Genomic DNA, 20,223 nt, shown 5'->3' with positions numbered 1-20,223 from the left:
GCGAGTGGGCCGTGCGGCGGGCGGGTCAGGCGTCCGGCTCGTCGACAACCGCTGCAGGCCGAGGACCGGAATCCTGCGTCAGCCGGCTCGCGCATCCGAGGCCGGTGACGCGGCGACGGCACTGCGCTCCTGGCGGGGCGAATGCTGGCGCACACGAGAGGGCAAAGAAAAAGCCGGCTTGTGCCGGCTTCTTCCTGTCGCGATCCCGAGCTTACTTCTTGGCGGCGTCGGCAGCTGCGGCACCGGCAGCCTTGGCGGCATCGGCAGCAGCACCAGCGGCGGCACCGGCAGCCTTGGCGGCATCGGCAGCGGCAGCACCGGCAGCGGCACCTGCCGTCGCTGCGGCGTCGGCTGGCTTGGCGGCGGCGTCGGCCGGCTTCGCCGCGTCGGCGGCAGGAGCAGCAGCCGGAGCGGCAGCCGGAGCGGCAGCCGGAGCGGCAGCCGGAGCAGCGGCTGCCGGGGCAGCGGCGGGAGCGGCAGCCGGCTTGGCTTCTTCTTTCTTGCCACAAGCGGTAACGGCCAGAGCGAGCAGCGCAGCAACGAGGAGGGAGTTCTTCATCGGGGGTTCCTTATGGACGTTGGAAAACGGATAAAACGAGCCAGAAGCTTGAAGGTTGACCGGCAAGCGTCGATCAACTCGCGATTCTAGCACCTTATCGCCCCCTGGAACCCTGACTGGCGAGAAAGCACGAGAAAGCAGGAGCTGGCAACAGTCTTCTGCCGCTCTCAGAGTGCCCGCCGCTGCAGTGACGGCGGATCGATCCAGCCCAAAGCCAGGGCCAGGAAAAGCATGATGGTCAACAGGATGAACAGCGAGGTCAGCCCGGCGATGATCAGGGGCCCACTGCACTGCTGCCGTGCCCTGTCGTTCAGGCCCAGATAGTCGGCAATCGACAGCGGGCGTTGCCCTCCGGCTGCCCGTGTCTCGGCTGCGACGAAGCGGTTGCCGCAGGCCGAGCAGCGATAGGGGGCCAGCTGCTTGCGGCGCAGGCTCCAGCCTTCCTTCAAGCCGCGACGACGCGATCGGTGGAGGTCCGCCGAGTGGCACTTGGGACATTTCATGGCGACGTCAGGGCTCCAGTCGGTTCGACAGCGGGGACGCAGGCTGCGGTCTGTTGCCGGTGGTGGCCGAAAAAACTCTACATCAGGTGGCGGAATGCGATGTGCGTTTTTTCATGGCGCGCCGAAACTCGCCGGTTGGCCGTTGGCCATGCCCATGCCGCCAGCTTCGCGTCCGCGATGGACCAGTTTCCATTTGCCCGTGTGGGGGAAAGGTCGGGGATGAGTGGAAACGGTCATGGCTCTCATGATACGGGTGTCGCAGGAGGAATGGCCGCTTCGGCTGCCGGCGAGGGACGCGGCAGGTGGTTGATCGTGTCGTGGATGGCAGTCGGGCCGCAACCGGCACGCCGCCACGGCACGGCAACGTGGGGGGCGGTTGTCATTGCCCTGGCCCATCACCACAGGTGCTACACTCGGAGCGATGCGACCCCATCCCTTGCTTGCTGTCGTGGTGCTTGGTCTGATGGCTGACGCGGCGGCAACATCCGTCGTTGTTGGTGGCGAGTGGGTGGCTGGCCTCGGGCCGGCGCCCTCCGGGCTGTGGCTGGCACCTTACGGATATCCCATGCCGGCGCCGGGTGCCCTCGATGCCTTCGGCCGCTGCCTTGCTCCCTGGAATTGTGCGGACTATGAACAGATGCGACGCTTCCTCGATCGCTATCAGCGCAACTATGGTGCTCGCTTTGCTCCCGACGTGCCGCCTTCACCGTCGCGCTGGCCGCAGCGCGACGTGCCGCCGACGCCGGCAGACCAGATCCAGCCGGCGTATCGCAATGCCAGCCAGGTTCGTCCCGAGTTTGCGCCCGCAGGAGTATTGGCCATACCGCCGCCGGCGAGCCGCTAGGGCTGCAGCGCTTGCCGACTCCCGGTCGTGGAGCCGGTCGTCGGTCACCGGCGGCAGCGGCCGACCGAGTCCGGGCTCGCGCCGTCCCGGCGTCCGCAGCCGCTGGTCGCAGGACCCGATCGGGGGGCGGCCTTGAATCCGCTGCTGCAGGCCATCCTCGGTTACCTGCTGCTGCTTGCCCTGGCTTGGGTGATTTCGGCGCGGCGGTCAGCGGTTCCGTGGCGCACCGTGTGCGGCGGCATTCTGTTGCAGGGGTTTCTTGCGCTGCTGATCTTCCGCCTGCCGGCGGCGCGGACCTTCTTTGCGGGCTGCAATGATGCACTCCTGGCGGTCGCGGCGGCGACGCGCGCGGGCACCGCGCTGGTCTTCGGCTTCCTCGGCGGGGCGCCGTTACCGTACGACGAGGCGACTTCGGGGAACAGTTTCGTGCTCGCCTTCCAGGCTCTGCCGGTGGTTCTGGTGATGAGCGCCCTGTCGGCGCTGCTCTATCACTGGCGCGTCCTGCCGCTGCTGGTCCGCGGCTTTTCGCTCGTGCTCGAGAAGACCCTCGGTGTCGGCGGCGCGGTCGGCATGTCCAGTGCGGCGAACGTCTTCGTCGGCATGATCGAGGCGCCGCTGTTGATCCGGCCCTACCTGGCAGTGGTCAGCCGCGGCGAGCTGTTCATCATCATGAGCAGCGGCATGGCTGGCGTCGCCGGTACGGTGATGGCGCTCTACGCCGGCATCCTCGGACCTGCCGTCCCGGACGCGCTCGGTCACATCCTGGCCGCATCGTTCATCAGCGCGCCGGCCGCGATCGTCTTCGCAGTCATCCTCGTGCCGCCTGCCGGGGCTCCCAGCGGACGTCATCTCGCCCTGCCGCCGACCGACCGCTCGAGCATGGAGGCGATCACCCGCGGGACCGGTGAAGGTGTAAGCTTGCTGATCAACATTGCCGCGATGCTGATCGTCCTGGTGGCGCTGGTCAGTCTGGCCAACCAGTTGCTCGGCACGTTGCCGATGGTCGCTGGCGGAGCCATCTCGCTGCAACGCGTGATTGGCTGGTTGATGGCGCCACTGGCCTGGATGGCCGGCGTTCCCTGGTCAGAGTCGGCGGTCGCCGGCGAACTGCTGGGGACGAAGACGGTGCTCAACGAGTTGCTCGCCTATCTCGATCTGGCCCGTCTGCCGCCCGACGCCTTGTCGGCCCGCAGCCGGATCATCATGACCTATGCCCTGTGTGGCTTCGCCAATCTCGGCAGTCTCGGGATTCTGCTCGGTGGCATGTCGTCGATGGTGCCCGAGCGACGCGCCGAGATCGTCGAGCTTGCTCCCTGGACCCTGCTGTCGGGTACGCTGGCGACGCTATCCTGTGGCAGCGTCGTCGCCATGCTGCTGTGAGCGGCCGCTTCCCGCCGGTTCGACGCGTACGATCCCGCCCGTGGCGGCGGTGGATTCTGCGTCAACTCTAGATCTGTTCGCTGACACCGGCGCTGGCAAAACTCGCCATCTCATTGACAAAGGCGGCAGCTGCGCGGACCAGGGGCCACGCCAGCGCAGCGCCGGTTCCCTCGCCGAGGCGCAGGCCGAGGTCGAGCAGCGGCTCGGCGGCGAGGCTGCGCAGCTGCGCCTGATGACCCGCTTCGGCAGAGCGGTGGCAGAAGACGCAGTAATCGCGAACGGCGGGTGCGTGGCGGGCGGCGACGAGCAGGGCGGCGGTGACGATGAAGCCGTCGATCAGCAGCAACATCCGCTGGGCTGCCGCAGCAAGCATGGCGCCAGTCATCATGGCGATCTCGAAACCGCCGAACTCCGCCAGAACGTCGAGCGCATCGGCATCCGGTGGCAGGTTGGCGCGCTTCGCCGCCTGTGCCAGCAGCGCCCGTTTGCGAGCCAGGCCGGCGTCGTCGAGACCAGTGCCGCGGCCGACGCAGTCGGTGAGTGGCGTGCCGGTGAGTTGATGTGTGAGCAGCGAGGCCGAGGCCGTGTTGCCGATTCCCATCTCACCGAAACCGAGCACCCGGCAGCCCTCGCCCGCGAGGCCGTCGACGATCGCAGCGCCGTGGGCCAGTGCCTGATCCCGTTGCTCAGGACTCATCGCGGCCTGCTCCAGATAGTTGCGCGTGCCACTGGCGATCTTGGCGTCGATCAGTCCGCTGCGGGGGCCGAAGTCGTGCGCCACGCCGGCGTCCACGACCTGCAGTCGCAGACCGTTGTGGCGCGCGAAGACGCTGATCGCGGCTCCGCCGGCGAGGAAATTCTCGACCATCTGCCAGGTCACTTCCTGCGGGTAGGCGGAGATGCCGGCAGGGGCCGCCCCGTGGTCGCCGGCGAAGACCAGCAGGTGTGGTTGGCCGAGGCTTGGCGTCAGTGACCGCTGGATCATGCCGATCTGCAGTGCGAGGCGCTCGAGTTCGCCCAGCGATCCCGGCGGCTTGGTCTTGCTGTCGATTCGCGCCTGCAGGCCGGGAAGGGGAGCGATCGCTTCGATGGTGAACTTCATGGGACGACGAGTGGCGGCAGCGAAGCGCCGGATTATACTCGTCCCGCGCTCGTGATAAGCTCGCTGCCATGCGAGAACTGATCATTGGCGGTGCCCGTTCGGGCAAGAGTCTGCTGGCCGAGCGTCGGGCCGGCGAGTGCGGATTGCAGGTGGTCTATGTCGCGACGGCGCTGGCGCTCGACGCCGAGATGTCGCGCCGCATCGAGCAACACAAGGCTCGACGCAGCCCGGAGTGGGGGCTGGTCGTCGAGCCGCTCGATCTGGCTGCGGCGCTGCGGCGGCACGCGGCGCCGGGTGTCTGCCTGCTGGTCGACTGCCTGACGCTGTGGTTGTCGAACCTGCTGTTCGCCGGTGACGCCGCGAGCCAGGCCGAAGCCGGCGAGGCCATCCGTTGTCCGTGTCTTGCCGGAGCGACACAGGCGCTCGTCGACCTGCTGCCGGAGTTGCCCGGGCGGGTCATCCTGGTGTCGAACGAGGTCGGCTGCGGCTTGGTGCCGATGGTGCCGGTGTCGCGACTGTTTGCCGACGAGCAGGGCCGCCTGAACCAGCGCGTGGCGGCGGTCTGCGAGCGGGTGACGCTGGTTGCCGCGGGGCTGACGTTGACGCTCAAGTAGGATCTGCTGTTCGCGATCCATCGGTGTTATTGTTTCGCGTGTCAGACAACCGTGTCGAACGAGGAAGCGGGACTATGTACAAGAAGATCATGGTGGGCGTGGACCAGAGTTTCATGACCGGCCAGGTGATGCGGGCAGCGATCGCACTGGCGCGGGTCAGCGACGCACGGCTGACGATCTGCCACGCGATCGACGAGACCCTGCTGGCGCAGCGCGAGGTGGCGATGATGCTGCCGAACAGCGTCGGCAAGACGGAGGCGCGCATGCGGCTCGGTGCCCAGGGCTTCCTCGCCGGCCTGCAGCAGGAAGCGCGTGCCGCCGGCATCGACGCCGAGATCAGGATCGTCGAGTCGGAAGAGAAGCACGTTTCCGACATGCTGATCGAAGCGGCGGGCGAATGGCAGGCCGATCTGCTGGTTGTCGGCACGCACGGGCGGCGGGGGATCGAACGTTTCTTCGTCGGCAGTGTCGCCGAGCGCCTGGTGCGCAAGGGATCCACGTCCTTGCTGCTGGTGCGCGGCGAGGAGCAGGAAGCCTAGAGCGGCAGCCACTCGGCCAGCCGCTGCAGATCGACGTTCTGCTCGACGGCATCGGCGAGCCGCTCGATGTCGTCCTCCCGCCGCTGCCGCGCGTCGAACTCCTGTGCCGGTCGATGGCCGGCCCAGGCGAGCAGCGCAGCCAGGGCTGGCGGCGATTCGAAGAGGCCGTGGCAATAGGTGGCGAGCACCTGGTCGTCTTGCGAAATCGCGCCGTCAGGCTGGCCGCCGAGTATCGCCGCCGGCAGCGCCAGGGCTTCACCGCTGGTGACGCCCATGTGGATGCGATAGCCGGTGAGCGGTGGTGAGCCTGAGCCCGGCAGCACGAGATTGCCGCTGACATTCTCGAGCCGCTTCTCGCTGGCCAGTGTCGTTTCGTAGTTCAGCCAGCCGAATCCCGGCGTACTGCCGCTGGGTCCCTCCAGTCCGAGCGGGTCGTGCAGCTGGCAGCCGAGCATCTGCAGGCCGCCGCAGATGCCGATGAGCTTGCCACCGTAGCGCAGGTGCCGGCGCAGCGCCTCTTCCCAGCCCTGGGCGCGCAGCCAGGCGAGGTCCGACTGCACCGCCTTCGATCCCGGCAGGACGATCAGCTCGCAGGGCGGCGGCCGCTCGTTGGCGCCGACGAAGCGGAAATCGACCTCCGGGTGAAAGCGCAGCGGGTCGAGATCGTTGTGGTTCGAGATGCGCGGATAGGCCGGCGCGATCACCCGCAGCGGGGGCGCCGTCTTGCGTTCCCTCTGCCGCGGCACGGCGTCCTCGGCGTCGAGATAGAGGCCGTGCAGATACGGGAGAACGCCAAGCACCGGTTTGCCTGTGCGTCGTTCGAGCCAGCGCAGGCCGCTTTCGAGGAGGCCGATGTCGCCACGAAAGCGATTGATGACGAAGCCCTTGACCCGCTCCTGCTCGGATGCGGCGAGCAGGTCGAGCGTGCCGCAGAGGTGGGCGAAGACGCCACCGCGGTCGATGTCGGCGATCAGGATCACCGGACAGTCTACCGCCTCGGCGAAGCCCATGTTGGCGATGTCGCGAGCGCGCAGGTTGATTTCCGCCGGGCTGCCGGCTCCCTCGACGAGCAGACAATCGTACTGTTCGCAGAGGCGTTGCCAGGAAGCGAGAACCGCCTGCATCGCCAGCGGCTTGTAGGCGTGATAGTCGCGTGCGTCGAGGTCGCTGATCGCCTTGCCGTGGATGATCACCTGCGCCCGCCTGTCGGTGGCCGGCTTGAGCAGCACCGGGTTGAAGTCGGTCTGTGCCGGCAGGCCGGCAGCCAGCGCCTGCAGGGCCTGCGCGCGGCCGATCTCGCCGCCATCGACGGTCACCGCCGAGTTGAGCGCCATGTTCTGCGGTTTGAAGGGCGCGACGCGCACGCCGCGGCGGTGCAGGATGCGGCAGAGGGCGGTGACCAGAACGCTCTTGCCGGCGTCGGAGGTGCATCCCTGGACCATCAGGCAGGGGGTTCGCTGTTCGTTCATGTTGCAGGCTCGGATCGGGTGGCCGTGATTGTCGCACGTCTGCCATGCGAACTTGTGTTGACGGATGCTGCCACCATCGGCATCCTTGTCCGGTGGCCGCTGGCGGCTGCTCGCACGGGTGGCGGAAGATCACCGCGCGCAACGCCGCCAGCGGTCCATCGCCCGGGTCAACACAAACGACAATCTAGGAGGAAGACGATGGATTTCGATTATCAGGAGTGCTCAGGCAAGGCGCACCGCAGTGGCGAGTTGTACCAGATCAAGGTGTCCGCCCTGCATCCGACACAGTGTGCCGTCGGTCTCGACGAGGTCTATGCGCGGGCGGAGTCGATGCGCAGGAAGAGCCGCGATGAGCTGACCGCCTACCTGATCACGCGGCCGGTGCCGGTCGTCATCGGCCGCGGCAACAAGTTCTGCCTGACCGATCACCACCACCTGGCGCGGGCGGTCTGGGAGACGGCGAAGGGGAAGAACGACGCCGGCATCACCACGGACGACGCGCGGGTGGTCGTCGAGGTCCTCTACAACTGGAGTGTGCTCGAGGACTACAATTTCTGGAAAGCCATGCACGACGCCGCCTGGGTCTACCTCTTCGATCAGACCGGCGGCGGGCCACTGCAGCCGTCGCAGCTGCCGACGCACATCAAGGACCTGCGCAACGATCCCTATCGCGGGCTGGCGTGGTACGTACGGTCGCATTTCGGCTACTCCAAGAGACCGAGCGACTTCGCCGAGTTCCGCTGGGCGCAGTACTTCCGCATGCGCATGATTCTCGAAAACGACATCCTGCGCAACGAGACCCGGAGTACGGACGTGCTGATCTCCAAGATGAAGGAGGACGACCGCAACCGGATCATCGAGCAGGCCATCGCCTTCGCGAGGTCGCCCGAGGCTGCCGGTTTGCCGGGCTATTCCGGTTTCGTCAGCGGCGCGTGAGGCGCCGGCAACGGGGGCGCGGCGTGACTACCGGAACTGCCAGCCACAAGCGCTTCGCCTGCAGCGATCAACTGGCCGAGGAGGGAGCAGGAGAATGGAAGGTACGCTGGCCGACCGCCGCTACACCGTTGACCGGACAAGACTGATCAGGCGCCTGCGCGCGGTCCTGCCTGCCAGCGCCCTGCTGGCCGAGGAGGAGGAAATGCGGCCGTACGACTGCGATGGTCTGACCGCCTTTCGCCAGTTGCCGTTGCTGGTCGCGCTGCCCGAGAGCGAGGAACAGGCGCAGGCGATCCTGCGCATCTGCCATGAGTTGCGCGCGCCAGTCGTGCCGCGCGGTGCCGCGACCGGCCTCTCGGGCGGAGCGACGCCGCATCCGGACGGGGTGCTGGTGTCGCTGGCGAAGCTGAAGAAGATCATCGACGTCGACCCGCTGTCGCGCACCGCCATCGTCCAGCCAGGGGTGCGCAACCTGGCGGTCTCCGGGGCTGCCGCGCCGTATGGCCTCTACTACGCACCCGACCCGTCGTCGCAGATCGCATGCACGATCGGCGGCAACGTCGCCGAGAATGCGGGCGGCGTGCACTGCCTTAAGTATGGCCTGACGGTGCACAATGTGCTGCGCGTGCGCGGACTGACGATTGCCGGCGACATCGTCGAGTTCGGCAGCGCGGCGCTGGATGCACCGGGCTACGACCTGCTGGCGCTGCTGAATGGTTCGGAGGGACTGTTGGCGATGATCACCGAGGTCACCGTCAGGCTGACACCGAAGCCGGAGCTGGCGCAGGTCGTGATTGCCTCCTTCGACGATGTCCGCAAGGCGGGCGACGCCGTTGCCAGCATCATTGCCGCGGGCATCATCCCGGCCGGACTCGAGATGATGGACAGGAAGGCGACGCACGCCGTCGAACCCTACGTCAACGCCGGCTATGACCTGCAGGCGGAGGCGATCCTGCTCTGCGAATCAGATGGCACGCCCGAGGAGGTGGCCGAGGAGATCGGCCGCATGCGGGCGGTGATCGAGAGGAGCGGTGCCGCGGGTATCCGCGTGTCGCAGAACGAGGCCGAGCGGCTGCGCTTCTGGGCCGGGCGAAAGGCGGCCTTTCCGGCCGTCGGTCGCCTGACTCCGGACTACCTGTGCATGGATGGCACCATTCCGCGACGGCGGCTGGCCGAGATGCTGGAGGCGATCAACGCTCTTTCCGAAAAATATGGGTTGCGCTGTGCCAATGTCTTCCACGCCGGCGATGGCAACCTGCACCCACTGATCATGTACGACGCCAACCAGCCGGGCGAACTCGACCGGGCGGCTGCCTTCGGGGCCGAGATCCTCGAACTCTCGGTTCGTTTCGGGGGCACCATCACCGGCGAGCATGGCGTCGGCGTCGAGAAGATCATGCTCATGGCAGAGCAGTTCAGCCTGGTGGAGATCGATGCCTTTCACCGGCTCAAGGCGGCCTTTGACGAGCACGGCCTGCTCAATCCGGGCAAGGGCGTGCCGACGCTGGCGCGCTGCCGTGAGTACACACAAGCGCGCGCCGGTAGCGCGAGCGCGTCGGCGAGGCCGTGATGGACGCGCTGCTCGAAGACTGGGCTGGCCGCATCAGGGAAGCTGCCGGCGGTGGTGGCAAGCTGGCGATTCGCGGCGGCGGCAGCAAGTCGTTCTACGGCGGCGCCGAAAGCGGCGAGCCCTTCGCAGTCGGCGACTACCGGGGCATCGTCGCCTACGAGCCGACCGAGCTGGTGGTGACCGCTCGCGCCGGAACCCGCCTCGCCGACCTGGCGGCCGTCCTCGCCGAGAAGGGTCAGTGGTTGCCCTTCGAGCCGCCGCTTTTCGGGCCGCAGGCGACGGTCGGCGGCATGCTGGCGTGCGGACTGTCGGGCCCGCGGCGGCAGGCGATGGGCGCCGTACGCGATTTCGTCCTCGGCGTCCGCCTGCTCGACGGGCGCGGCGAGGTGCTTTCCTTCGGTGGTCAGGTGATGAAGAATGTCGCCGGCTACGATGTGCCGCGCCTGCTCGCCGGCAGCCTGGGTACGCTCGGCGTGATCCTCGAGGTGTCTTTGAAGGTGCTGCCGCGGCCGGTTGCCGAGAGCAGCCTGCGTCTTGCCAGCGACGAGGTGGCGGCATTGCAGCGACTCAACCAATGGGGGGGGCGGCCGCTGCCGATCTCCGCCTCGGCCTGGCACGACGGCGTCCTGACGCTCCGCCTGTCGGGAGCGGCGGCGGCAGTGGTGGCGGCGCAGCGGACGCTGGCCGGCGAGTTGCTCGATGAGGCGGTGGCAGATGCCTTCTGGCAGTCGCTGCGCGAGCAGGAGCACGCCTTCTTTGCCGGTGACGCTCCATTGTGGCGCCTCGGTCTGCCTTCGGTGGCTCCGCCGCTGGGACTGGGGCCGACGCTGATCGAATGGGGCGGCGCGCAACGCTGGCTGCGCGGCGGCGAAGCAGGCGCCATCCGGGCGGCGGCAGCCAGGGTCGGCGGCCATGCCACCCTGTTTCGCGCTGACGCGACGCTGAAGGCCGCCGCCGGCGTGTTCCAGCCGCTGCCCGAAGCGCTGGCGCGGATTCACCGCAACCTGAAGCAGGCTTTCGATCCGCAGGGGATTTTCAATCCCGGCCGGATGTATCCGGACCTATGAGAGTTCGCCGACCATGCAGACCAATCTAGCCGATTTCATCCGCGACACACCGGCTGGCCGCGAGGCTGACGCCATTCTGCGCAGCTGCGTCCATTGCGGCTTCTGCACGGCCACCTGCCCGACCTTCCAGCTGCTCGGCGACGAACTCGACGGGCCGCGCGGTCGCATCTACCTGATCAAGCAGATGCTCGAAGGCGGACCGGTCAGCGAGACGACGCAGCTGCATCTCGACCGCTGCCTGAGTTGTCGTTCCTGCGAGACGACCTGCCCCTCGGGAGTCCGCTATCACCGGCTGCTCGAGATCGGGCGCGAAGTCGTCGAGCACAAGGTGCCGCGGCCGCTGGCGGCGCGGGCGATGCGTTTCCTGCTCTGTGAGGCGCTGCCGCGCAACTGGATCTTCGGACCGGCGGTGCGGCTCGGCCAGGCGATGCGACCACTGTTGCCGCGCGCGCTGGCCGACAAGGTGCCGCCTGCCGCGGCTCGCGCTGCGCTGCCGTGGCCGCGCGCCGCAGGGCACCGGCGACGCATGATCGCGTTGGCCGGCTGCGTACAGCCGACGCTGACCCCGGCCACCAACGCCGCGACCGCACGAGTCCTCGACCGCCTCGGCATCGAGCTCGCCGAGGTACCCGCTGCCGCATGCTGTGGTGCCTTGCGCTACCACCTGCAGGCGCAGGAAAAGGCACTCGACGACATGCGCCAGGTGATCGACGCGTGGTGGCCGGAGGTCGAAAGCGGCCGCGTCGAGGCGTTCGTCATGACCGCTTCGGGTTGCGGCGAGCATGTGCGTGTCTACGGCGAAGTCCTGCAGAACGACCCGGCCTATGCGGCAAAGGCGGCGCGCATCGCGCAGATGACGCGGGACGTTTCGGAGATCCTCGCCGGTGAGCAGGATCGTCTCGTCGAACTGCTGCGCGCGGCAGGCGGCGGCAGCGGTGAGCGGCTTGCCTTCCATTCGCCGTGCACGCTGCAGCACGCGCAGAAGATCCGGGGCGTCGTCGAGGGCCTGCTCGCAGCCGCCGGCTATCAGTTGTCGCCGGTTGCCGACCCACACCTGTGCTGTGGATCAGCGGGTACCTATTCGATCAGCCAGCCGGTACTGGCGACGCAACTGCGGGACAACAAGCTGGCGGCAATGAATGCCGGCCGGCCGGTGTTCCTGGTCACCGCCAACATCGGCTGCCAGACGCACCTGCAGAGTGGCAGCGCGACGCCGGTACGGCATTGGATCGAACTCATCGACGAACGCTTGGGAATGGCTTCCTGAGCGTCGGCGCAGGGACGAGGAACGGCGGGCAGACGGTGGCGAGCGACAGTCAGGCCGGTGATCAGCAGCAACGCAGCCGCAGCTTTCGCTGGCGGGTTCCGGCGCGGTTCAACATCGCCGACGATGTCTGCGGCCGCTGGGCCGGCGATCGTGGTCGTTTCGCGCTGTACTACGAAGATGCCTGCGGTTTCAGCTCGGCGCACACTTTCTGGGACATCCAGCGCGAGGCCAACCGCCTGTCCAACGTTCTCGCCGCTCTGGCGACGGTCGCCGGCGACCGCGTTGCCGTCGTCTTGCCACAGCGCCCCGAAGCCGCCATCGCTCTGGTCTCGATCCTCCAGATGGGCGCGATCGCGGTGCCGCTCGCACCTCGGCTCGGGCCCGATGCGCTTGCACCCCGGCTCCGTGACTCGGGCGCACACCTGGCCATCGTCGACGAGACGGCTTTGCCGGCCCTGTCGCAGGTGCGCCACCGCTTGCCGGCGTTGCGGCATGTGATCGGTGTCGGCGCGGCGGTCGGCAGGGCAGTCAGACCCTGGGCAGCCGTCGTCGAACATGCCTCACCGAGCTACACACCGAAGGACACGGCGGCCGCCGACCCGGCGCTGATCCTTTACCCGGATGCTCCGGCCTGCGGGGCACACGGGGTTCTGCTTGCGCAGCGGGCCCTGCTCGGCAATGTGGGCGCCTACGCCAGCGCGCACGAGTGCTTCCCGCAGGACGCGGACCTCTTCTGGTCGCCCATCGACTGGGTGTGCAGCGGCGGCCTCCTGCAGGGTTTGCTGGCGACCTGGCATTTCGGCCGGCCGCTGCTGGCGTACAACGGGCCCTTCGAAGCCGGCAAGGCCTTCGCCCTGCTGCAGCACTACGCGGTGCGCAACTGCCTCCTCGAACCGTCGGCGCTGCAGATGCTGCAGCAGACGCTGCCGGATCCCCGGGCGACCTGCGACCTCGAATTGCGCACCCTGGCGAGCAGCGGCCAGCCGCTGAGCGAGGCGACCCACAAGTGGTCGCGGGAGAAGCTCGGCGTGACGATCAGTGAGATCTGGTGCGGCACCGGGATCAGCGGCATTCTCGGTCCCGGCGCGGCGCGCTGGCCGACCAGCCCGGGTTCGCTCGGGCAGCCGTATCCCGGACACCGGGTCGCGGTCCTGGATCATCAGGGCGCGGTGCTCGGTGCAGGCGCCGTCGGCGCACTGGCGGTGCATCGTGTATGCAACGGTGAGGAGGACCCGGCGGTGCCGCTCGGTTTCTGGCAGGGGCACGCGGCCACCGATGCCGGGCTGCCCGGTGATGGCTGGTTCCTCACCGGCGTTCTGGCGGCAACCGACGCCAAGGGCGATTTCTGGTACCACGGGCGTGTCGGCGATGTCTGAAGTCAGGCGCATTTTCGTCGCACCTGCCGTTCGTCGAAAGCGATAGAATTGAACGTCACGATGCATGCGTGAGACGGTCGTCGCGGTCCTGCGGCGGACGCGGTGGGGGCAGAGCCGCAGCGGTGCGGGGTGGGCGGCCGGAGAAGGGGCGAATGGACGAGGGACATGGGGATTTCAGTTGATGCCTGCGTTGCCCAGCATCAGGGCGATCGCCGTGAACAGCAGGACCGTGCCGCCATCGTGCCGCATCCGCGTGGCGGTGGCGTCGTCCTCGCCGTCGTGGCGGACGGCATGGGCGGGCACACTGGCGGTGTGATCGCCGCCAAGCAGGTGGTGCACACCGCGCGCAACAACCTCGAGGGCTTTTCGGCACGCAACGATTCGGCCCGGATCCTGCTCGAGTCGAGCCTCAATGAGGCGCACATGCTGATCAAGGCATCGCGTTTCATCAACGAGAAGGACCCGCACAGCACGGCGGTCATGCTGCTCCTGCAACCGGGCAAGGTGAGCTGGGCACACTGCGGCGACAGCCGTCTCTACCACTTTCGCGGCGACAGCCTGATCTTTCGCAGCACCGATCATTCCTACGTCGAGCAACTCGTGGTGCAGGGGCGGCTGACACCCGAACAGGCGCTGGTTCACCCCAACCGCAACATCCTGCTGACTTCGCTCGGTGGCATCGAGCTGCCGAAGATCGCCTTCGGCGAGAGCGCGAGCCTGCAGCCCGGAGACACTTTCCTCCTCTGTTCCGACGGCCTCTGGGCCTATTTCACCGATCAGGAACTGGCGTGGGTGATCAACGGCTCCTCGTCCGCACGCGAGGCATCGGAGCTGCTGATCGGGCGCGCGCGCGCACTGGGCAACGGCGATGGCGACAACATTTCGCTCGCCATCCTGAAAGTCGTCGATGCGGCGACAGCCGAGCAGGTCGCCCGGCCAGCGGTCGAAGTGGCGTCACTTGCGTCCCAGTCCGCCCAGTAAGGCTGCGACGGGACGGCGGGTCTTGTGCGGGTGGTCGCCGTGTACGGGGAGCCGGGCCGCTTCGCCGGCAGCGGTGGTCGCAAGCGGCGGCGGTACGCTACTCTCGTAAGGCTTGCTGAAGTCGAAGCCGTCGGCGGCGATGTGCGATGGGCGCCCGCTGCCGTGGCGGTCACGACCGTCCCGGCGCTCGCCGTTGCGGCCCGGCCGCAGCTGCTCGTCGCGCAGCCCGCCCGGCGCGGCCGCGGCCGGTGGGGACGTCGACGCCGGTCGCCGCAGATGGCCACGTTTGCCGCTCGGCGGATAGCTGTAATCGTATTCCGGCTCGAAGCCGGGGACGACGATCTGCTCCACCTGCAGCCGGATCAGCTTCTCGATGTCGGCGAGGTACTGTACCTCGCTGGCAGAGACCAGCGAGACTGCGGTTCCCGGCTTGCCGGCCCGGCCGGTGCGGCCGATGCGATGGATGTAGTCCTCGGGCGTGTGCGGCAGTTCGTAGTTGATCACATGCGGCAGTTCGTCGATGTCGAGACCGCGGGCGGCGACGTCGGTGGCGACCAGGACGAGGATCGAACCATCCTTGAACGCCTCGAGCGCCTTCAACCGGTCCTGCTGGCTCTTGTCGCCGTGGATCGAGTCGGCTGCGATGCCGGCCCGTTGCAAGTCGCGCGCCAGGCGGTTGGTTTCGATCTTGGTGCGGGTGAACACCAGCACCTGATTGAAGTCGGCCGACTTCAGCAGCTTGACCAGCAGCGCCCGCTTCGCCACCGCGGCAACCGGGTGCACGCGGTGCGTGATGGTTTCCGAGACCGTGTTGCGGCGGGCGACCTCGATCAGCACCGGCGACTTGAGCATGCGGTCGGCAAGCTTCTTGATTTCCTCGGAAAAGGTTGCCGAGAACAGCAGGCTCTGCCGCTGTGTCGGCAGCAGGTTGATGATGCGCGTGACATCGGGGATGAACCCCATGTCGAGCATGCGGTCGGCCTCGTCGAGGACCAGCGCCTGGACGCTGGCGAAGTTGAGGCACTTCTGCTCGAAGAGGTCGAGCAGACGCCCGGGCGTCGCCACCAGAACCTCGACGCCACAGCGGATCTCGGCGATCTGCGGCTTGATGTCGACGCCGCCATACACGCAGGCGCTGCGCAGCGGAACATGTCGGCTATAGGTCTTGACTGACTCGTGCACCTGGATCGCCAGTTCGCGGGTCGGCGCCAGCATCAGCACCCGTACCGGATGCCGCGCCGGCGACGGGCTGGCGTTGGCAAAGCCGAGGATGCGTTGCAGCAGCGGCAGGGTGAATGCTGCCGTCTTGCCCGTGCCGGTCTGCGCGCCGCCCATCAGGTCGCGGCCGGCGAGGACGAGCGGGATCGCCTGCGCCTGGATCGGCGTCGGTTCGGCGTAACCCTGGTCCGCAACCGCCTGCAGCAGATCAGGTGCCAGGCCCAGTTCATCGAAACGCATGCGCGGAACCTCGGGATCGGGTCATCATCAGTCTCATATAAGACTGATTATACATCGCTTGCCAGACTGCAGTCGGCTGCGCCGCGCCGGCTGCCCGAGCGCGACCGGCTCAACCCCCGCCCAGACGGCGAAGGGCACGTTCGGCGGCGGCGTCGAAGAGGCCGACGCGTGACACGATGCGTGCCCTGCCGCTGGCAATCTGGCGGTCGAAGAAGGAGCGATGTGCCGCCACCGCCCAACTCCAGTCCGGGTTGAACAGGAGGGCCGTCGCCCCGGCCGGGTCCAGCCAGCAGCTCAGACCGCAAACTGGTGCGGCATCCGGCAGGCTGAAGCGCAGCCATTCCCCGACCTTGAAACCGGCCGTGGCGCTTGCCTGCGCCGGGCGCTCGCTGCTTGCACTGCCCAGATAGCGTACCCGCCGCCCGCCGTCCTCGATCAGTTGCGCGCCGCTTCCAGCAGCGTCCCTGAGCGCCTCGGCAAACCTGCTCGTCGGCCGCGCGCCTGCAGGCCCCTCTCCTGCCGGGGCAGCAGTCGGCTGGTTGCGCAGGGCTGCCGTCTGCAGGTCGAAGAGCCGGTCGAGGAAGGGCTTGCGCTCGTCCGCGCTGATGCCGATCGCGTCGAGGCCATCGGCGATCCGCTTGAGCAGTGAGGAAGCCATCCCGGCGAGCCGCTTGCGCTCCTCTGGGCCCTGTTTCGGCAGCACGCTCCAGATCAGATCGTCGGCGGTTCGGCTGTGCTGCTGCCAGAGCTCGCCGTTTGGGCCCCCTTCGGCGCCGGCAGAGATCATCACGCGCAGCCAGTACGTCTCGAGAAAGACGGCGATCTCGGCCGCGTGTGTCCGTGCCAGGCTGGTTCGCAGCCAGGTCGCAGCCAGTTGGCTGGCGTATCGTCTGTTCTCGTGCGCGCGCACCATCTGCTCATACGGTTCGGCAGACGCCCGGATCGCCCGCTCGCGTTCGTCGATCAGCGTTGCGAGATCGGCGAGCAGGTTGTCGAGATCGATCGGCTTTCGTCCAAGCGCTGCCCGCGCCGTTGCGGCCAGCCGGCACAGCCGCGCGCACAGCGGGTGCCCCGATGGCGCATCGCGCGAGAGGCCCAGCGCCGCATGGCCGATCCGGTTGAGTAGCAGGCGGGCGGGGTGAGTCTCGTTGGCGAGCAGCGCCGGGTCGACGATCGCCACCTTCAGCAAGGGAATCTGCAGGTTGCCGAGCGCCGCACGGATGACGTCCGGCAACTCATCCGACTCGAACATGGCTTCGAAGATCAGCGCCATGGTGTCGATGATGACCGCTTCCGGTCGCCCTGCCGGGAGATCGAGATCCCGCGATCGCGGCGCAGCAGCGCCTGCAGTGCTGGTGGCCGTGCCGTCTGCTGTCGAGGCGCGTGCCTCGAGTGCCGTCAGCCGGGCGAGCAGATGCTGGAGCATGACGAGCGCTGCCGTGTCGAGCGTCGGACTGCCGGCCTGCGGGCCGTCAGCGCCGGCCAACGGGGCTGCGCTGGCCGTTGGCGTGCCGGCGGCCTGCTGCCGGACGAAGTCCTGCAGTGCCGAACTCGACGACTGGCCATGGCTGGCCGGGCTCCGTGGCGATGGCACCGTCACCGTTCCCGTGTCCGCCGTCTGCCGGCTCTCGATCGGCGCCGCTTCGACGCCCTGGCTGGCGAGGAAGTCGTCGATCTCGCCGTAGATCAGGGGAAGTTGCTGCAGCAGCCGCTGTTCGATCCGCTCGAGCAGGGTCAGCGCCTCGTCGAGGCTGCGTGTCGCCTCGCGGGACAGCGCCCAGAGTCCGAGGCAGATCACTTCCGGACCCAGTGGTTCGTCGCCGTCATTGCTCGCCGCCCAGCCGAGCAGCGTCCGGTAGCGCGACTGGCAGCGGGACAGAGCGCGCCCGCCGGCCTCACGCAGGCGGCTGCCGACGTTGCGGATGCGGATGTCGAGTTCGAGATCGTCGTCGCCCATCAGGGTAAGGCGCGAAGCCGTCAACTCGCTGGTCTGCCCGAAGTCGTCGTCCGAGTGGGTGGACAGCAGCTCGTCATGCGCTTCACCGATCTCTCGCTCGAAAGCCTCTGCGGCCGCCGGCGAATGTGCGGCGCAGATCCTGACGATCTCACCCAGCCGGCGCTGGAGAATCTCCCTGCTGGCGCGGGTCAGGGCGAGTTGCCGCTCGCCGGGGCGACAGGTTGGCGGTTCGTATGGAGGCATCGGTCGAGCCTTCGGGTTGCCCGCGCAGATCTCGGGTGGTCTCGTTTGTTGTATCGTATTGGCGTCCGGTTGGCCGCTGCAGACCGCGTTGCAGCGCCGGCGGGATCATCGTCCCGATTATAGACGACGACATCCGTCCTGATGAACGCCTTTGCACGATGGCAGCGGGCCTTTCGCCTCGCGCACGGCCGTGCCGAGGCTCTTTTTGACCGTCGCCGGGCGACGGGTGGGAGAAGACATGCAGCGCAGATTCCTTGGCAACAGCGACCTGCAGGTGTCGGAGATCTGCCTCGGCACGATGACCTTCGGACAACAGAACAGCGAAGCGCAAGGCCACGCGCAGCTCGACCGGGCGCTGGCAGCCGGGATCAACTTCATCGACACCGCCGAGATGTACCCGGTGCCACCGCGGGCGGCAAGCTGCGGCCGTACCGAGGAGATCGTCGGCAGCTGGCTGCGCCGGCAGGCGCGCGACCGCCTCGTCATTGCCAGCAAGGCTGCCGGACCGTCGCGCGGCCTCCACTGGATACGCGGCGGCGAACACGCATTCGACTACGGCAGTCTGCGCAGCGCGGTCGAGGGCTCGCTGCGGCGACTGCAGATCGACCACATCGACCTCTATCAACTGCACTGGCCGGCGCGCAATCAGCCGATGTTCGGCCAGTGGCAATTCGATCCGGCGAAAGAGCACGCGGCGACGTCCATTCTGGAAACGATCGAGGCTCTGGCGAGGCTGATGCGCGAGGGCAAGATCCGCCACTATGGCCTTTCGAACGAGCATCCCTGGGGTGTCATGGAGTTCGTCCGCCTTGCCCGCGAGAACGGTTTGCCGCGACCGGTCTCGCTGCAGAATGCCTACAACCTGCTCAACCGGGTGTACGAAAACGGGCTCGCCGAGGTCTGCCATCGCGAGGGGGTCAGCCTGTTACCCTACTCGCCGCTCGCTTTCGGTATCCTGACCGGCAAGTACCTGCGCGACCCGCAGGCGGCCGGCCGCATCAACGAATTTCCCGGTTTCGGCCAGCGCTACGGCAAGGCTGGCGTCGCACCGGCGGTGGGCGCCTACGTCGAACTGGCGGCCCGGAACGGGCTGACGCCGACGCAACTGGCACTGGCCTTCGTCTACTCACGCTGGTTCGTCGCCAGCACCATCATCGGCGCCACCAGCGTCGCGCAGCTCGACGAGGACCTGGCCGCGCTGGCCCTGCCTCTGTCGCCCGCGCTGTTGACGGAGGTCGACGCGATCCACCTGCGCCACGGCAACCCGGCTCCGTGAACACGAGTCGGTGAGGGCGTCGCGAACAGGCGCAATCGGCGGGAGCGCTCCGCTCTGGGGTCGATGGTCAGCGCGTCAGCGGGATGTGCGTGGGTGCTGCTGACCGCATGCGGGACGACGCGATGGTTTCTATTCCTTCGCCGTCGGCTTCGCAGCCGACTTGCCTTCGCCTTCGGCGGGCTCGCTGGCGGGAGCCCTCTTCTTCTTGCTGCCGGGGGGTTGCGGCGGCGGCAGCTGTGGCTCGACGGTTTCGAGCTTGTTCTCGCGCATGTAGATGTCCATGTCGCGCCAGCCCTCGTAGATCGAGGCCTTCGGGAGCCAGGAATAGATCGAGTAGCAGTCCTCGATCGCCCGCCCGGATTGTCGACACGCGCCGCCAACCGCCTTGCCCTCGGCGTCCAGGCGCGCGAGCTTCGCGCCGGCCGGCTCGATGCCGACCGCCTGCTGCGCCGAGTCGCAGGCGCTCAGGCCAGGCAGCAGCCAGCAGGCGATCAGGAAGGTACGGAATGGCAGGCGCGCACGATCGAACACGGTGCTTCCCCGGGAAGCTGAGGATCAGTCGCGCATTGTAACCACAATCGACGGATCGCTACCTGCGACTCGCGGCGATGCGCGGACGAAATGGGCGACCCGTTCCGCTTCTGCCTCCACTGCGGGCCAGGCGCGGCAGCAATCTGGTCTGGTTGGAAGGAGTCGGCTCCAGCACGGACGGGCCAGATGCTCCGCCGCAGGCGATCGGACCAAGCAGTCCCGCGACGCAGGTTGCCGCGGTCAGGAGCCCGCCGATCACTTCGCGCGGTCGAGGTCGAAGCGGTCGGCATTCATCACCTGCGGCGACGCGATGCAGCCATGCGCGAACTTCGTCCGGTTGTCGTCCTGCGCATGGATCTGGGCGCTGGCGCACGGCACCGCAGTCGATTGCGGAAACGGTCCGCCAGCGCTTCAAGCACCGCGAGCGGCTGCGGTCGTTGACGACGACCGACAGCAAGGCGCAGCGATACGGGCAGGGTCGGACGGCGGGCAGGTCGCCAGCACTTCTCATTTCAAATCCGCGCAAGGCGGTGGTTGGCTGAGGTTGGCGC

The 20,223-nt window shown here is 67.9% G+C and carries 19 protein-coding genes; 11 read left to right on the top strand and 8 right to left on the bottom strand.

From position 1 onward, the window contains the following. Positions 1 to 211: 211 nt before the first annotated feature. Together NFW30_RS12105 and NFW30_RS12100 are read right to left on the bottom strand one after the other, a co-directional pair. Positions 212 to 559 (bottom strand): hypothetical protein, encoded by a 348-nt coding sequence (locus NFW30_RS12105; RefSeq protein ID WP_034933564.1) that lies wholly within the window; start codon positions 557 to 559, stop codon positions 212 to 214. 167 nt (positions 560 to 726) lie between these two features. Next, positions 727 to 1,062: a hypothetical protein gene (locus NFW30_RS12100; RefSeq protein ID WP_295351782.1), complete on the bottom strand. Its 336-nt coding sequence runs from the start codon at positions 1,060 to 1,062 to the stop codon at positions 727 to 729. A 565-nt stretch (positions 1,063 to 1,627) separates the two neighbouring features. Here NFW30_RS12100 and NFW30_RS12095 point away from each other — a divergent pair. Both NFW30_RS12095 and NFW30_RS12090 read left to right on the top strand, forming a co-directional pair. Next, positions 1,628 to 1,906, top strand: coding sequence for a hypothetical protein (locus NFW30_RS12095; RefSeq protein ID WP_295372167.1), 279 nt, complete (start codon positions 1,628 to 1,630; stop codon positions 1,904 to 1,906). Positions 1,907 to 2,038: 132 nt separating this feature from the next. Beyond that, positions 2,039 to 3,286: a nucleoside transporter C-terminal domain-containing protein gene (locus NFW30_RS12090; protein WP_295351787.1), complete on the top strand. Its 1,248-nt coding sequence runs from the start codon at positions 2,039 to 2,041 to the stop codon at positions 3,284 to 3,286. A 67-nt stretch (positions 3,287 to 3,353) separates the two neighbouring features. Here the strand turns inward: NFW30_RS12090 and cobT are convergent, their stop codons facing one another. Next, positions 3,354 to 4,388 carry a nicotinate-nucleotide--dimethylbenzimidazole phosphoribosyltransferase gene (gene cobT / locus NFW30_RS12085; RefSeq protein ID WP_295351790.1) on the bottom strand — a complete coding sequence of 345 codons (1,035 nt, stop codon included), beginning with the start codon at positions 4,386 to 4,388 and terminating at the stop codon, positions 3,354 to 3,356. A gap of 68 nt (positions 4,389 to 4,456) precedes the next feature. Here cobT and cobU point away from each other — a divergent pair, with 68 nt between their 5' ends. After that, positions 4,457 to 5,002 (top strand): bifunctional adenosylcobinamide kinase/adenosylcobinamide-phosphate guanylyltransferase, encoded by a 546-nt coding sequence (gene cobU / locus NFW30_RS12080; RefSeq protein ID WP_295351793.1) that lies wholly within the window; start codon positions 4,457 to 4,459, stop codon positions 5,000 to 5,002. 74 nt (positions 5,003 to 5,076) lie between these two features. Next, positions 5,077 to 5,541 carry a universal stress protein gene (locus NFW30_RS12075; protein ID WP_295351796.1) on the top strand — a complete coding sequence of 155 codons (465 nt, stop codon included), beginning with the start codon at positions 5,077 to 5,079 and terminating at the stop codon, positions 5,539 to 5,541. Here NFW30_RS12075 and NFW30_RS12070 read toward each other — a convergent pair. Then, positions 5,538 to 7,010, bottom strand: coding sequence for a cobyric acid synthase (locus NFW30_RS12070; RefSeq protein WP_295351798.1), 1,473 nt, complete (start codon positions 7,008 to 7,010; stop codon positions 5,538 to 5,540). The two genes, NFW30_RS12075 and NFW30_RS12070, sit on opposite strands and share 4 nt — an antisense overlap. Positions 7,011 to 7,208: 198 nt before the next feature. Between NFW30_RS12070 and NFW30_RS12065 the strand changes: the two genes are divergently transcribed. The 6 genes from NFW30_RS12065 to NFW30_RS12040 all read left to right on the top strand — a co-directional run bounded on the left by NFW30_RS12065 (position 7,209) and on the right by NFW30_RS12040 (position 14,207). Beyond that, positions 7,209 to 7,946: a ParB/Srx family N-terminal domain-containing protein gene (locus tag NFW30_RS12065; RefSeq protein WP_295351801.1), complete on the top strand. Its 738-nt coding sequence runs from the start codon at positions 7,209 to 7,211 to the stop codon at positions 7,944 to 7,946. Between the two features lie 94 nt (positions 7,947 to 8,040). Beyond that, positions 8,041 to 9,516 carry an FAD-linked oxidase C-terminal domain-containing protein gene (locus NFW30_RS12060; protein WP_295351804.1) on the top strand — a complete coding sequence of 492 codons (1,476 nt, stop codon included), beginning with the start codon at positions 8,041 to 8,043 and terminating at the stop codon, positions 9,514 to 9,516. Further along, positions 9,516 to 10,583 (top strand): glycolate oxidase subunit GlcE, encoded by a 1,068-nt coding sequence (glcE, locus tag NFW30_RS12055; RefSeq protein WP_295351807.1) that lies wholly within the window; start codon positions 9,516 to 9,518, stop codon positions 10,581 to 10,583. The genes NFW30_RS12060 and glcE overlap by 1 nt, the downstream gene beginning before the upstream one ends. Positions 10,584 to 10,596: 13 nt before the next feature. Then, positions 10,597 to 11,850, top strand: a complete 1,254-nt coding sequence (glcF, locus tag NFW30_RS12050; protein WP_295351810.1) for a glycolate oxidase subunit GlcF — start codon at positions 10,597 to 10,599, stop codon at positions 11,848 to 11,850. Between the two features lie 35 nt (positions 11,851 to 11,885). Further along, a complete protein-coding gene (locus tag NFW30_RS12045) occupies positions 11,886 to 13,226 on the top strand; it encodes an AMP-binding protein (RefSeq protein ID WP_295351812.1) in 1,341 nt (446 codons plus the stop codon). A 165-nt stretch (positions 13,227 to 13,391) separates the two neighbouring features. Next, a complete protein-coding gene (locus NFW30_RS12040) occupies positions 13,392 to 14,207 on the top strand; it encodes a protein phosphatase 2C domain-containing protein (protein ID WP_295351815.1) in 816 nt (271 codons plus the stop codon). Here the strand turns inward: NFW30_RS12040 and NFW30_RS12035 are convergent. Together NFW30_RS12035 and NFW30_RS12030 are read right to left on the bottom strand one after the other, a co-directional pair. Further along, entirely contained in the window at positions 14,181 to 15,665 is a 1,485-nt protein-coding gene (locus NFW30_RS12035) for a DEAD/DEAH box helicase (protein ID WP_295351817.1), read from the bottom strand. The two genes, NFW30_RS12040 and NFW30_RS12035, sit on opposite strands and share 27 nt — an antisense overlap. A gap of 109 nt (positions 15,666 to 15,774) precedes the next feature. Next, positions 15,775 to 17,865 (bottom strand): DUF1631 family protein, encoded by a 2,091-nt coding sequence (locus NFW30_RS12030; protein ID WP_295351820.1) that lies wholly within the window; start codon positions 17,863 to 17,865, stop codon positions 15,775 to 15,777. A 238-nt stretch (positions 17,866 to 18,103) separates the two neighbouring features. Between NFW30_RS12030 and NFW30_RS12025 the strand changes: the two genes are divergently transcribed. Beyond that, a complete protein-coding gene (locus tag NFW30_RS12025; protein WP_295351823.1) occupies positions 18,104 to 19,141 on the top strand; it encodes an aldo/keto reductase in 1,038 nt (345 codons plus the stop codon). Between the two features lie 129 nt (positions 19,142 to 19,270). On the opposite strand, the gene NFW30_RS12020 is transcribed toward NFW30_RS12025, so the two are convergent. Together NFW30_RS12020 and NFW30_RS12015 are read right to left on the bottom strand one after the other, a co-directional pair. Further along, positions 19,271 to 19,672, bottom strand: a complete 402-nt coding sequence (locus NFW30_RS12020; protein ID WP_295351826.1) for a hypothetical protein — start codon at positions 19,670 to 19,672, stop codon at positions 19,271 to 19,273. Between the two features lie 255 nt (positions 19,673 to 19,927). After that, on the bottom strand, positions 19,928 to 20,050 hold the full coding sequence (locus tag NFW30_RS12015) for a hypothetical protein (protein ID WP_295351829.1): 123 nt from the start codon (positions 20,048 to 20,050) through the stop codon (positions 19,928 to 19,930). Positions 20,051 to 20,223 lie beyond the last annotated feature (173 nt).

This window comes from Accumulibacter sp., assembly GCF_023806635.1.
Taxonomy (GTDB): domain Bacteria; phylum Pseudomonadota; class Gammaproteobacteria; order Burkholderiales; family Rhodocyclaceae; genus Accumulibacter.
The sequence above is the reverse complement of the archived record's forward strand: the minus strand, read 5'-3'. Positions and strand labels throughout refer to the sequence as shown.

What these genes read in the sequence shown, in the direction of transcription:
- NFW30_RS12105 (WP_034933564.1), bottom strand. Translation starts at nt 559, where the DNA reads ATGAAGAACTCCCTCCTCGTTGCTGCGCTGCTCGCTCTGGCCGTTACC.
- NFW30_RS12100 (WP_295351782.1), bottom strand. Translation starts at nt 1,062, where the DNA reads ATGAAATGTCCCAAGTGCCACTCGGCGGACCTCCACCGATCGCGTCGT.
- NFW30_RS12095 (WP_295372167.1), top strand. Translation starts at nt 1,628, where the DNA reads ATGCCGGCGCCGGGTGCCCTCGATGCCTTCGGCCGCTGCCTTGCTCCC.
- cobT (WP_295351790.1), bottom strand. Translation starts at nt 4,388, where the DNA reads ATGAAGTTCACCATCGAAGCGATCGCTCCCCTTCCCGGCCTGCAGGCG.
- cobU (WP_295351793.1), top strand. Translation starts at nt 4,457, where the DNA reads ATGCGAGAACTGATCATTGGCGGTGCCCGTTCGGGCAAGAGTCTGCTG.
- NFW30_RS12075 (WP_295351796.1), top strand. Translation starts at nt 5,077, where the DNA reads ATGTACAAGAAGATCATGGTGGGCGTGGACCAGAGTTTCATGACCGGC.
- NFW30_RS12070 (WP_295351798.1), bottom strand. Translation starts at nt 7,010, where the DNA reads ATGAACGAACAGCGAACCCCCTGCCTGATGGTCCAGGGATGCACCTCC.
- NFW30_RS12065 (WP_295351801.1), top strand. Translation starts at nt 7,209, where the DNA reads ATGGATTTCGATTATCAGGAGTGCTCAGGCAAGGCGCACCGCAGTGGC.
- NFW30_RS12060 (WP_295351804.1), top strand. Translation starts at nt 8,041, where the DNA reads ATGGAAGGTACGCTGGCCGACCGCCGCTACACCGTTGACCGGACAAGA.
- glcE (WP_295351807.1), top strand. Translation starts at nt 9,516, where the DNA reads ATGGACGCGCTGCTCGAAGACTGGGCTGGCCGCATCAGGGAAGCTGCC.
- glcF (WP_295351810.1), top strand. Translation starts at nt 10,597, where the DNA reads ATGCAGACCAATCTAGCCGATTTCATCCGCGACACACCGGCTGGCCGC.
- NFW30_RS12040 (WP_295351815.1), top strand. Translation starts at nt 13,392, where the DNA reads ATGGGGATTTCAGTTGATGCCTGCGTTGCCCAGCATCAGGGCGATCGC.
- NFW30_RS12035 (WP_295351817.1), bottom strand. Translation starts at nt 15,665, where the DNA reads ATGCGTTTCGATGAACTGGGCCTGGCACCTGATCTGCTGCAGGCGGTT.
- NFW30_RS12030 (WP_295351820.1), bottom strand. Translation starts at nt 17,865, where the DNA reads ATGCCTCCATACGAACCGCCAACCTGTCGCCCCGGCGAGCGGCAACTC.
- NFW30_RS12025 (WP_295351823.1), top strand. Translation starts at nt 18,104, where the DNA reads ATGCAGCGCAGATTCCTTGGCAACAGCGACCTGCAGGTGTCGGAGATC.